General features: G+C 38.9%; 11 protein-coding genes. 4 read left to right on the top strand and 7 right to left on the bottom strand.

The window, feature by feature from the left end; all coding sequences use genetic code 11:
* Positions 1–3: 3 nt before the first annotated feature.
* From ileS to murJ, 3 genes are all read right to left on the bottom strand, one after another.
* Positions 4–2,832, bottom strand: a complete 2,829-nt coding sequence (gene ileS, locus I6E85_RS08415; protein ID WP_007581369.1) for an isoleucine--tRNA ligase — start codon at positions 2,830–2,832, stop codon at positions 4–6.
* Positions 2,833–2,837: 5 nt separating this feature from the next.
* Positions 2,838–3,788, bottom strand: a complete 951-nt coding sequence (ribF, locus tag I6E85_RS08410) for a bifunctional riboflavin kinase/FAD synthetase (protein ID WP_197236836.1) — start codon at positions 3,786–3,788, stop codon at positions 2,838–2,840.
* An 84-nt stretch (positions 3,789–3,872) separates the two neighbouring features.
* Positions 3,873–5,453 (bottom strand): murein biosynthesis integral membrane protein MurJ, encoded by a 1,581-nt coding sequence (murJ, locus tag I6E85_RS08405; RefSeq protein ID WP_308807816.1) that lies wholly within the window; start codon positions 5,451–5,453, stop codon positions 3,873–3,875.
* Positions 5,454–5,706: 253 nt separating this feature from the next.
* On the opposite strand from murJ, the gene rpsT reads away from it, so the two are divergent.
* The gene (rpsT, locus tag I6E85_RS08400) at positions 5,707–5,967 is read left to right on the top strand and encodes a 30S ribosomal protein S20 (protein WP_002958225.1); all 261 of its coding nucleotides are present in this window, start codon (positions 5,707–5,709) and stop codon (positions 5,965–5,967) included.
* Between the two features lie 75 nt (positions 5,968–6,042).
* Here rpsT and I6E85_RS08395 read toward each other — a convergent pair whose 3' ends face one another.
* Entirely contained in the window at positions 6,043–6,426 is a 384-nt protein-coding gene (locus tag I6E85_RS08395) for a response regulator (protein WP_002958224.1), read from the bottom strand.
* A 113-nt stretch (positions 6,427–6,539) separates the two neighbouring features.
* On the opposite strand from I6E85_RS08395, the gene I6E85_RS08390 reads away from it, so the two are divergent.
* Together I6E85_RS08390 and I6E85_RS08385 are read left to right on the top strand one after the other, a co-directional pair.
* Positions 6,540–6,971 carry a hypothetical protein gene (locus I6E85_RS08390; protein ID WP_197236835.1) on the top strand — a complete coding sequence of 144 codons (432 nt, stop codon included), beginning with the start codon at positions 6,540–6,542 and terminating at the stop codon, positions 6,969–6,971.
* 106 nt (positions 6,972–7,077) lie between these two features.
* Complete coding sequence (locus I6E85_RS08385; protein ID WP_002958222.1) at positions 7,078–7,323, top strand: hypothetical protein; 246 nt, start codon at positions 7,078–7,080, stop codon at positions 7,321–7,323.
* Between the two features lie 178 nt (positions 7,324–7,501).
* On the opposite strand, the gene I6E85_RS08380 is transcribed toward I6E85_RS08385, so the two are convergent.
* Together I6E85_RS08380 and I6E85_RS08375 are read right to left on the bottom strand one after the other, a co-directional pair.
* Entirely contained in the window at positions 7,502–7,648 is a 147-nt protein-coding gene (locus I6E85_RS08380) for a hypothetical protein (RefSeq protein ID WP_197117865.1), read from the bottom strand.
* A gap of 97 nt (positions 7,649–7,745) precedes the next feature.
* Positions 7,746–8,666 (bottom strand): glyoxylate/hydroxypyruvate reductase A, encoded by a 921-nt coding sequence (locus I6E85_RS08375; RefSeq protein WP_024589426.1) that lies wholly within the window; start codon positions 8,664–8,666, stop codon positions 7,746–7,748.
* Between the two features lie 129 nt (positions 8,667–8,795).
* On the opposite strand from I6E85_RS08375, the gene I6E85_RS08370 reads away from it, so the two are divergent.
* Positions 8,796–10,502 carry a lysophospholipid acyltransferase family protein gene (locus I6E85_RS08370; protein WP_197236834.1) on the top strand — a complete coding sequence of 569 codons (1,707 nt, stop codon included), beginning with the start codon at positions 8,796–8,798 and terminating at the stop codon, positions 10,500–10,502.
* Between the two features lie 91 nt (positions 10,503–10,593).
* Here the strand turns inward: I6E85_RS08370 and dapE are convergent, their stop codons facing one another.
* A complete protein-coding gene (gene dapE, locus I6E85_RS08365) occupies positions 10,594–11,778 on the bottom strand; it encodes a succinyl-diaminopimelate desuccinylase (RefSeq protein ID WP_024589428.1) in 1,185 nt (394 codons plus the stop codon).
* Positions 11,779–11,788: the final 10 nt, after the last annotated feature.

The raw sequence follows: 11,788 nt of genomic DNA, 5'->3' as shown, positions 1-11,788 counted from the left end.
CTCCTAAGCGAATTGACGCTTTTCGCCTTCGCCGTCAACATTACTTACACAACGACCACAAATTTCAGGATGAGCAGGGTTAACACCTACATCTTCACTGTAATGCCAACAACGCTCACATTTAGCAGCATCTGTTGCAGCAACACTAATGAATAAACCTTCAATTTCGGTAGTTTGTGTATCAGCTGGCTGACTATCAACTTCAGAAACATTTACGGCCGATGTTAATAATACAAAACGCAGTTCATCACCAAGCGCATTTAATTTAGCGGCAAGCTCTTTACCAGTAAATAAATTAACCGTTGCTTGAAGCGTTGCACCAATGACTTCTTCTTTACGTGCAGCTTCTAATAAGCGGTTTACTTCGTCGCGTACTGTTAGAATTTCTAACCAGTCATCGTTACTAAATTGGCTATTTGTTGGCGCTTGTAAGCCATCATACCAAACAGATGTAAATACGTAGTCACTACGCTCACCCGGTAAAGCTTCCCAAATTTCTTGTGCGGTAAAGCTCATAATAGGTGCCATCCAACGCGTCATTGCTTCTGCAATATGATAAAGCGCTGTTTGACAAGAACGACGTGCATGGCTGTCACTCTTAGCTGTGTACTGACGATCTTTAATAACGTCTAAATAGAACGAACCAAGCTCACCCGTACAGAAGTTCATTAGCTTTTGCGTTACTAATAGCATTTGGTAGCTATCGTATGCGGCTAAAATTTCGTCTTGCAACTGAGCAGCACGACCAACAATCCACTTATCAAGCTCAACCATATCATCAACAGCAACTTGATCAGTTTTTGGATCAAAACCATTTAGGTTAGCTAGTAAGTAACGGCTAGTGTTACGAATACGGCGGTAGCGATCGGCAGAGCGCTTAAATATTTCATCCGACACAGTCATTTCTGCCGTGTAATCGGTAGAGGCAACCCATAAACGTAGAATGTCGGCACCTAGTTTATTCATCACATTTTGTGGTGAAATAACATTGCCTAGTGACTTAGACATTTTTCGGCCGTTTTCATCAACAGTAAAACCATGAGTCAATACTTGGCGGTATGGCGCATGACCATTAATAGCCACTGATGTCATCATTGATGACATAAACCAACCACGGTGTTGATCAGAACCTTCAAGGTATAAATCAGCTGGACCAACCAAGTCTTCACGTGCGTCTACAACACATGCGTGTGAAACACCTGAGTCAAACCATACATCTAGCGTATCTTGCACTTTCATGTATTGCTTGGCATCTTCTTCACCAAGTAATGTAGCAGGGTCTAAATCGTACCATGCCTGAATACCAGATTTTTCAACTAACTGTGCAGCTTGCTCAATGAGTTCTTGAGTATTTGGATGAAGTGCACCGGTATCTTTATCTGCAAACAATGCAATTGGCACACCCCAAGTACGTTGGCGAGATATACACCAATCTGGGCGGCTTTCAACCATGTTCGAAATACGGCTTTCGCCCCACTCTGGCAACCACTGCGTGTTTTTAATTTCTTTTAAAGAATCTTCACGCAAGTTAGCCTGATCCATACTTACAAACCATTGTGGTGTAGCACGGAAAATAATCGGTGTTTTATGGCGCCAACAATGTGGGTAACTATGAGTTATAGCATGATGATGCATTAATGCACCGTGCTCTTTTAATACTTCAATTACGCTCGCATTTGCTTTAAATACATGCTGACCTGCAAAAAGTTCAGTATCTGGTAAATAAACGCCATTAGCGCCAACAGGGTTAGCTACTTCAAGGTTGTAATTTAAACCCGCCACGAAATCTTCTTGACCATGCCCTGGTGCTGTATGTACAACACCGGTACCTGAGTCAGTCGTTACGTGTTCTGCAACAATCACTGGTACATTAAAATCATAAAAAGGATGGGCTACTTGTAAGTTTTCAAGTGCAGCACCTTTTACATAACCTAATACGTGGAAGTGATTAAAACCAAAGCGGTCCATTGCATCTTTAACAAGTTCAGAGCCTAAAATTAGACGTTGTTGTACGCCTTCATCTTCAACCTGCACCAATGCATATTCTAAATCGGCATGCACAGCTACCGCGCGGTTTGCTGGAAGCGTCCACGGTGTTGTTGTCCAAATAACAGTACCAACACTGCCTTCACCTTTATGACCATCAGCCAAATCAAATGCACTAACAACAGCATCTTGATCAACAAATGTAAAACGTACATCAATCGCTGGTGATTGCTTATCTTGGTACTCAACTTCAGCTTCTGCTAATGCAGAACCACAATCTGTACACCAATGCACAGGCTTAGCACCTTTATGCAAATGACCTTTTTCAATAATACGACCAAGTACACGAATTGCATTCGCTTCAAAGTCAAAGTTCATTGTTAAGTAAGGCTTATCCCAATCTGCAAATACGCCTAAACGTTTAAAATCAACTTTTTGACCTTCAACTTGTTTTTTAGCGTATGCACGGCATTTTTCACGAAACTCGCTCGCGGTTACTTTTACGCCCGGCTTGCCTACTTTTTTCTCAACCATTAACTCGATTGGTAAACCATGACAATCCCAACCTGGGACTAATGGTGAATCAAAGTCAGATAATGTTTTAGACTTAACAATAATGTCTTTTAATATTTTATTAACTGAGTGGCCTAAATGGATATCGCCATTTGCATACGGAGGGCCGTCATGCAAAATAAAGGTCTTTTTACCTTTCTTAGCGCTGCGAATTTGACCGTACAGGTCGTCTTCATACCATGCTTTAAGCATTTTTGGTTCACGTTGTGCCAAATTGCCACGCATTGGAAACGGTGTTTCCGGTAAGTTCAAAGTATGTTTATAGTCGCTCATTTATCCTACATTCCGTCTCTATCGGCTACCTGATTTAAACCAAAACACTGCTTAGCGGCAGCAACATCAGTTGCTATTTGCGCCGTTAATCGTGTTAATGTCTCGAATTTTTTTTCGTTGCGAAGTTTTTTTATTAACTCCACATGCATAAATTGTCCGTAAATATCCTGTGCAAAATCAAAAAGGTGAACTTCTAATAATGCACGAGTTCCATTAAATGTCGGCTTATTGCCTACATTTGCAACTCCAAAAATCTGTTTTCCTGCAATCGTTGCTTGCACTGCAAACACCCCGTTGACAGGACACACTTGGCGTTTTAGGGCAATATTTGCCGTTCTAAAACCGAGTTCACGTCCTCTTTTCCAGCCGTGTATAACACGCCCAGAAATAGCATAATCGTGACCAAGCATTATTTTAGCACTTGCTAAGTCACCAGATGCTAAAGCATCTCGTATTAAAGTGCTGCTTACTCTAGCATTTAATTGACGAAAACTCGCGGTGCTTTTTACGTCCATGCCCGCTTGCTTGCCCATGCTAGCAAGTAAGTCAAAGTTACCTTGGCGCTGCTTTCCAAACTTAAAATCATCGCCAACAGTGAGAGCCTTAACACCTAACTTTTTAATCAAAATATCACTAACAAATTGTTCAGCATGCATGTTTGCAAATTGCTGATTAAAGCTAATGCAAATAACTCGCTCAATACCTAAATCACTAAGCAAACGTAGCTTATCTCGTAAGCGCGTTAGCCGTGCTGGGGCATTGTTTTTAGCAAAAAATTCTTGTGGCTGGGGTTCAAATAGCATTACAGTGCTAGACAAACTATGCGCTTTAGCATCAGTAAGTAAGCCTTTTAGTACTTCTGCGTGGCCTAAATGAACACCGTCAAAATTACCAATAGTTAACACACAACCAAAGTGGTGTGGGCGAATATTGTGTATACCTCTAATTAACTCCATGCCACCTAATGCCTTGTTTAGCGAGCTATTAATTACGACTAAAAATTAATTAAAGCCGCAGAGTTGCCGATTATAATCTTTTTTTTAGTTTGATTCAGTAATTGCTACACTTTTTATCGTATTTAGTCTAACGCCCATCAAAAATAGCATTGCAAAATAACTAATACCGGCCAAAGTCACGAGTGCTATTAATAAGACTACCTGCTGTGTAAAAGCCCATGTAGCCCAGTAATAGTAACTGCTCACAAACCATGTAACGGCTCCCATAACAATACTTGCAACAACACATTTAAGTGTAAAGCGCATACTCATTGATGAAAACTGATATACATTTTCTTTTTTAAGCTGCCTGTATAGCAAAAACGCATTACAACTAGCCGATAGCGAAGTAGCGAGTGCTAAACCTAAATAACCAATAAAAGGAGCCAGCATAATATTAAACACCATATTCAATACTAAGGTAATAATACCAATACGCACTGGTGTTTTCGTGTCTTGGCGAGCATAAAAGCCAGGAGCCAGCACCTTAATTAACATAAAGCTTACAAGACCTACTGAATATGCAACTACGCCTAGACTTACTGCCTTAACATGATCGACACTGTCTTCTTTAAACGCACCGTGGTCGAACAATACGGTGATAATAAGCGGGCTGATGATCATTAAACCTATCATCGCCGGCAGGCCTAAAAAGATTACAAAACGCACCCCCCAATCGAGAGTATGTTGAAAGTCACTACTTTTTTTACTGCTATGTAACCTAGAGAGCGCCGGCAAAATAACAGTCGCAATACCAATACCAAATAAGCCCAGCGGAAATTCAATTAAACGGTCTGAATAATAAAGCCATGCAATCGAGCCTGTCATCAGTAATGACGCAATCATGGTATCAAGCAACAAATTAATTTGGCTAATAGATACACCAAACAAGGCAGGGAGCATAAGTTTACGTACTTTTTTCACGTTTTCGTCTTGCCATGCCCAACGCGGACGCGCCAACATTTTTGCACGGTATAAAAATGGAAGTTGAAACAATAACTGCACAACACCACCAATAAATACGCCAATTGCGAGAGAATAAGCCCCGACGCTAAATTTATCATGTAAAAAAATTGCACATGTAATGATAGAAACATTGAGTAGAACAGGTGTAAATGCAGCAACAGCAAAACGGTTATACACGTTCATCACCGCACCACTAAGTGCAACTAAGCTTACAAAAAACAAATAAGGGAATGTAAATTTAAGTAATGAACTTGCAAGCTCAAATTTTTCGGCGTTAGGTCCGCCCTGCCACCAATCTATAAACCAACCAGTGCCAAATAATGCTGCGATAACGGGTGAAGCAACAACACCTATAATAGTAACAATCAGTAAAATGGTTCCTAATGTGCCTGCTGCTTGTGCAACAAAAAGTCTGACCTTGTCGTCGCCTTGTTGTTCTTTAATTTCACTCAGTACAGGTACAAATGCTTGTGCGAAGGCCCCTTCCGCAAATAAACGACGTAAAAAATTAGGAATACGGTTAGCAAATAAAAAAACATCAGCCGCGGCACTTGCGCCTAATAAATTGGCAACAACAGCATCTCGAACAAGCCCTAAAATACGCGATATCATAGTCATACAACTAACAATCATACCGGAGCGAAATAAACCTTTTGACACCTTAAACCTACCCAAAAATCCTCAAGATAGGCGATTATGCCACAGTCTTTTTTATAAATCGCTTTAAAGCACTAGGCTGGGGGTCTGTGCTTTGTTACAATGTCTGTATTAACTGCTAAAGCGGCAAATTGATGCTCGTTATATGGTGCAGTTTTTCTTGGATTGTTAAATTTAAATTGACATCCATGATAGAAACAGGCATATTCCACGGCCTTTAATTTAAGCTTTATTTTAAGATTGTTAGGAGCAAACCTTGGCTAACATCAAGTCTGCAAAAAAACGCGCTATCACAAGCGAAAAAAACCGTCAGCACAACGCAAGCCGTCGTTCAATGATGCGCACTTACTTCAAAAAAGTAATTGTTGCTATTGAAGCGGGCGATAAAGAAGCTGCACAGCAAGCTTTTTCTGTTGCTACACCTATCCTAGACCGTTACGCAACTAAGGGTCTAATTCACAAAAACAAAGCAGCTCGTCATAAGAGCCGTATAGCAGCTAAGATTAAAGCTCTATAATTTGTTTTTGATAGAATATAAAAAACCGGCTTTTGCCGGTTTTTTTTTGTTTAAATTTTAAATGTACTTACTTTATTAGACATTTTCTAAATCTGGATAAAACTTCTTAAGCATTGCCGCTATTTTTTTAGGTGTAAATGGCTTTACTACAAACCCTTTAGCGCCTTTATCAATTGCATCCTTAACATTCTCAATACCTGAATGTGCCGACACCATAACCACATTTGTCTCTGGGCTTAATTCATTGATTTGTGCAATCAAATCTTTACCATCACCGTCTGGCAATTCAATGTCTAAAAAAATGATATTATAATTTGCAGCTTGGCACTCACTAATACATTGTGAGGCAGTAGATGCTTCCTTTACGTTATCTATCCCTAAGTGCATGAGCGTTTGGCTCAAAAAACTACGCACTGTGCTAACGTCATCTACAATTAAAATTGATAGCTGCGTATTCATCTTTATTCCTCGTAGGCTATAAGCTAACTTTAAGTTATCATAATAATTAGCTTAGTATATAAATTTACTCATTTAATTATAGAGACCTACGGAAAAAAGGCCAGATTTGCTTTATGTCTAAAACCCCAAATAAACAATCGTTGCTAGGTAAAGCACCGGCAAGAAAAAAAACAGCGCAAAAAAGAAAACCTCAGCGCCCTTCACCTAGCGAGTTAAATTCCAGTGCAAAGAATGATATAAGCCAAAAAACAACGCAAAAAAAAGGACTGTTTATATCACTCGCTGTCGTTGCTGTAATAATTTTAGCTTTTCCAAAACCTACCTTACTCACCTATAAAAAATTAGGGATGGTAAGTGAGAGTGTTTACTGGCCCGGATTCTTTGGCAAGGGGGCTACTTTAATTGATTCAAACCTACACCCCACCTATGATTCTAGCCGTGAGTCCCTTTATTTATGCAGTGACTTACAAAAACCGCAGAGCTGCCAAAAGTATCAAGTAATTGCTGATAATGGTTTATTTTCAGCAATCGGTAGCTACTTTTAGCATTAAAAAAACTAATCTGAAAATTTAAAATTACTTGGTTGAAAGGTGCGCAAAAGATCAACATAATGGCGCTCCTTTTTTCAACAACTGAACTATTGAAACGACCATGCTAAACGAGCTAGATTGGCTTTTAAATACTACACTACTTGCACTAGGTTTAGGTGCATTCTTTATTAACCAGATAACACTGCTGCGCGTTGCCGCCATTAGTGCGTGTGGTTTATTATTCTTATCATTTAGCTTAGATCTTATGTCGTCGAGTGTTATTTCAAATATGAGTTTAGTATTGATCAATACTTTTTACTTGTTTAAAGTTTATACATTTGGGCAATTTAATGTAACCCAAAGTTAACAACTTTTCCCTAGAATATTTAATAGCCCAGCATTGCTGGGCTTTTTTTTGTTAAGAATTTAAAAATATTAAAAAGCACTTTCAATCAAGATGAAAATTAGAGCTTCAGGGGCACACAAGCACTACTGTGAAAATAATGCTTGTGTACTGCTAAAAAGAGGAATACATAGTAAGTAGGCTAGTCCGCTATTATTAACTCGCTTTGGGTTTGTATTTTAGAAGGAGTATCCTCTGCATTAGCCTGATTAAACCAAGCTGAAACACCAAGTATAATAATTGAAACAATAACTAGGCTTAATTTAACGCCACTTTGACTCGATTTCATAACACCCTCTTTGTATTTTTTATTAGTGAGAATACCTTTTACACTAATGAAAATTACAAATGTTAACAAGCTGTTTTTTAAACTAATTAGCTATCAGCTAATAACCTTTAGTTCTATCTATTGGATTATTAAGTACTAACCCCTTATTCAAGCATTCAATATTATCGGCTATTTGCTCTAGAACACTATTTAAATCAGAAATCGCCGCGCAATGTGGTGTAAGCGTTATTTTGGGGTTTCCCCAGTAAGGGTGATTCGACGCTAAAGGTTCTTGATCAAATACGTCGAGTGTAGCTGCGCGTAAGCTATCGTTATTTAATGCACTTAGTAAGTCTTGCTCAACAACATGAGCACCGCGAGCCACATTAATAACAACAGCATGTTTAGGTAGCTTTGCGAGCATTGAGTGATTAATAATGCCTGTCGTTGCTTGCGTAAGGGGTAATAGACATACAAGATAGTCAACATCAGAAAGCATACTATTGAGGCCTTCCTCGCCATAAAAAATTTCGACATTAGCCGCGCTTTTATTACTTTGCGCCCAGGCACTTACCTTAAAGCCATTATTTATAAGCTTTTGCGCGCATGCTTTACCTAATTCACCATACCCAAGTATGCCGACATGTTTATTACTATGCGCCCGCTTTGGCTTCCATGTTTGCTGTGTTTGCTTAATGTAATACTCTTTTAAACGTAACTTTTGAGCTAACACATGTGTCAGTACATATTCCGCCATATCTTCAGCTAGTTGCATGTCAACAATACGTACTACTTCAACACTTTCGTCGAGTAATGTTAAATCGATACTGTCTACGCCAGCACCAAATGACGACACAGCCTTTAAGTTAGGTAGCTGTGGCCACATAGATTCTGGCGCTTTCCACGCAAGTACAAAATCCACATCATGTGCGTTTTTACAATCAGGCCATTGCTCTATCAGCGTATTTGGTAATCGCTCTTGTAACTTCGTTATTAGTTTTGTGTTGTCACGCCCAGTTATAGCAACCAATACCGACATAAATTCTCCTAACAATACACAGTTTATAAGTTAGCACTTTAAAAAGTCACACTACTGCAAAGTAACTGTCACACCCTTTTTTTAATCTTACATGTATGGCGAATAGGCCAAACGGAATATGAGGTTAATATGATAAGTGTTGATAAAGTAATTGCTGCAAACTTACCACAACTAGAGAACTCTCCAAAAGTAAAAGGTTTAGTAAAAAAAGGCCTAGGCTACTTATTACATGAACAAGAGTTTGTTGCTTTTGGTGATGCCTACCCTCACCTACAAGGATTAGAATTTGTTGAACAAGTGCTCGATGAACTCAATTTTGATACGCGCTATAAACCTAAGCAGATAGAACATATTCCTAATGAGGGTAAACTTGTTATCGTTGCTAACCACCCTATTGGTTCATTAGATGCTTTAGCACTGATTAAAGTACTTTCAACTGTAAGACAGGATTTAAAAGTAGTGGCAAACCGCATGTTGATGTCGGTTACTCCAATGCACTCACTTTTACTCCCCGTAGATAACTTATCAGGCATGAGTAAGAAACAAGAGCTTAGTAATATACAAAACCATTTAAAGGATGAAGGCGCATTACTTATATTTCCGGCAGGAGAAGTATCGCGATTAGGGCCAACAGGTATTAAAGACTGCAAATGGAATAGTGGCTTTTTACGTATGGCAAAAAAAGCTAACTGCCCTATTTTACCTATTTATATTAAAGCCAAAAACAGTCCACTTTTTTATGGCACATCAATGATTTATAAACCTTTGGCAAGTTTACTATTAGTGGCCGAAATGTTTAAGCAGCGCCAAAAATCTTTAGAGTTTGAGATTGGCGCCTCTATCCCTCCTGAATCTTACTTAATAGAAAATCTTAAAGATAAAGAAGTTGTAAACCTCATCCGTAAACAGCTTTATAGGCTTACAACAAAAAAAGCACTGCCGCTAAAAACACAAACACCTATCGCTGTTCCCGAGTGCAGAAAAGAGCTAAAAAAAGCAATTGAGCAATGTAAGCTTCTTGGTAAAACGCAAGACGGTATGCATATTCATCTATACCAATATGCAGGTAGCTCACCTATTTTTAGAGAGTTAGGGCGCCTGAGAGAAATAGCATTTAGAGCAGTTGGTGAAGGTAGTGGTAAGCGTCGTGATATAGATAAATACGATATGGATTACCAACACCTTGTACTGTGGGACCCAATGCAGCTAGAGCTGGTAGGTGCTTATCGATTAGCCTGTGCACAACAGATAATACAAAAACATGGCCGCGAAGGTTTGTATACTGATAGCTTATTTTCTTATACCGACGCTATGACGCCCTATCTAAAACAAGGAATTGAGCTTGGTAGAAGCTTTGTACAGCCTAAATATTGGGGACGTAAGAGCCTCGACTATTTATGGTATGGCATTGGCGCTTTTATAAAAAGCTATCCACAGTACAGATACTTGTTTGGTGCTGTAAGTGTATCAAATGCTCTACCCGAGCAAGCAAAAGCCATACTCGTTTATTACTATCAGCATTACTATAAAAGTGGTATTGAATTAGCTACGCCTAATAATGAATTTAAATTAACTGAGCAACAGCTAACCCAGTGCAATACTCTTTTTTGCGGCAATGACGTAAAAGAAGATTTTGTAGAGTTAAAGCATGTGTTAGCTAATATGGGGGCTCAAGTCCCTACTTTATTTAAACAATACACTGAACTTTGTAAACCAGGTGGCGTGCAATTTTTAAGCTTTAGTATTGATCCCGATTTTAATAATTGTATTGATGGATTGGTATTGGTCGATCTTGAAAGTGTAAAAGAAAACAAAGCCAAACGTTATTTAGAATAACCAATAATAAGAGAGTGCTTTATATTTATAAAGTACTCGATTTATATTTATAAAGTACTCGATTTATATTTATAAAGTACTCGATTTATATTTAATTATTTATAAATATCTGCTCTAGTAAAGTTGTATAAATAGCTTCAATTTTAAGTAAATCACTAATAGATACGTGTTCATTAGCTTGATGAATCGTATTGTTTCGCACACCACATTCAATAACTTGAGTATGGGGGCTGGCAAAAAATCGTCCATCTGATGTCCCTCCATTTGTACTTAGTAATGGGTAACTTGAAGTGTTTTTGTAAATAGCCTGCTCAATATGAGTAAGTAAACTCCAACCCGTATTATGGCTTGTATAATAAGGCTCGCATGGGCGTTCCCACTCAATTGTAAAATGCTCAGCAAACTTGTTTAGGGTATTCATTAATTGCGTTTTAACTGCTGCGCTACTGTAACCGTGGCTATAACGTACATTAAATGTAATCTCACAATGACTTGGCACTAAATTATCGACCACATTATTTATGTTAATTCCAGTCACTTGCAGTGTGGTTTTTGAGCTAGCCACATCGAGTAACCAGATCTGATCACTCAAGCTATTTACTATTTTTGCAGCAATATGAGCAGCATTGACTGTGTTTTGAGGATAAGCTACATGACCTGCCTTACCAGTAACTAAAATCCGAGCTGAAAGCGCACCACGACGGCCATTCTTAACCGTATCGCCAACTTGTGCCACACTTGATGGCTCCCCTACAATACAGCCATCTAATACAACACCTTGCTTGGCAAGCTTATTAACTATTTCTTGAGAACCAAATTCAGCTTCTCCCTCTTCATCTGACGTGATAAGCCAGTAAAGTGTCCCTGCTTTAGCGGATTCACTATTAATTAACTGTTTTGTGGCGCTAAGCATGGCGGCAACACCCCCTTTCATATCGGCCGCCCCTCTACCGTATATTGCATCATTGCGCACTCGCCCTTCAAAAGGAGGACTTAACCAACCGCTACTTGTTGCTGGTACTACATCAATGTGCCCTGAAAAAGCAACACATGGGCCATCTTTGAATTTTATGCAGGCAATTAAATTGGTTACACCATTTATAGTAAATTGCTCGCAACTTAACCCTAAATCCACCAATTTATCTGCAAGCCAATCAATTGCACCCGCTTGGTTAGGGGTTACTGATTCAAAGCGAATTAGTGTTTGTAAGTGCTCTACAACTTCTTTTTGAATATCCGTTGTTTTTGATTTTTTTTCGAATGCTTCTAAAAACATGTTAAACACA

This window comes from Pseudoalteromonas sp. NZS71, assembly GCF_015864715.1.
GTDB lineage: Bacteria > Pseudomonadota > Gammaproteobacteria > Enterobacterales > Alteromonadaceae > Pseudoalteromonas > Pseudoalteromonas arctica.
Note: the sequence above shows the minus strand (reverse complement) of the source record. Positions and strands in the feature narration are given on the sequence as shown.

Coding starts and splice junctions, on each gene's coding strand:
- I6E85_RS08390 (WP_197236835.1), top strand. CDS start 6,540: ATGTCTAAAACCCCAAATAAACAATCGTTGCTAGGTAAAGCACCGGCA.
- I6E85_RS08375 (WP_024589426.1), bottom strand. CDS start 8,666: ATGTCGGTATTGGTTGCTATAACTGGGCGTGACAACACAAAACTAATA.
- I6E85_RS08380 (WP_197117865.1), bottom strand. CDS start 7,648: ATGAAATCGAGTCAAAGTGGCGTTAAATTAAGCCTAGTTATTGTTTCA.
- ribF (WP_197236836.1), bottom strand. CDS start 3,788: ATGGAGTTAATTAGAGGTATACACAATATTCGCCCACACCACTTTGGT.
- I6E85_RS08370 (WP_197236834.1), top strand. CDS start 8,796: ATGATAAGTGTTGATAAAGTAATTGCTGCAAACTTACCACAACTAGAG.
- ileS (WP_007581369.1), bottom strand. CDS start 2,832: ATGAGCGACTATAAACATACTTTGAACTTACCGGAAACACCGTTTCCA.
- I6E85_RS08395 (WP_002958224.1), bottom strand. CDS start 6,426: ATGAATACGCAGCTATCAATTTTAATTGTAGATGACGTTAGCACAGTG.
- dapE (WP_024589428.1), bottom strand. CDS start 11,778: ATGTTTTTAGAAGCATTCGAAAAAAAATCAAAAACAACGGATATTCAA.
- I6E85_RS08385 (WP_002958222.1), top strand. CDS start 7,078: ATGCTAAACGAGCTAGATTGGCTTTTAAATACTACACTACTTGCACTA.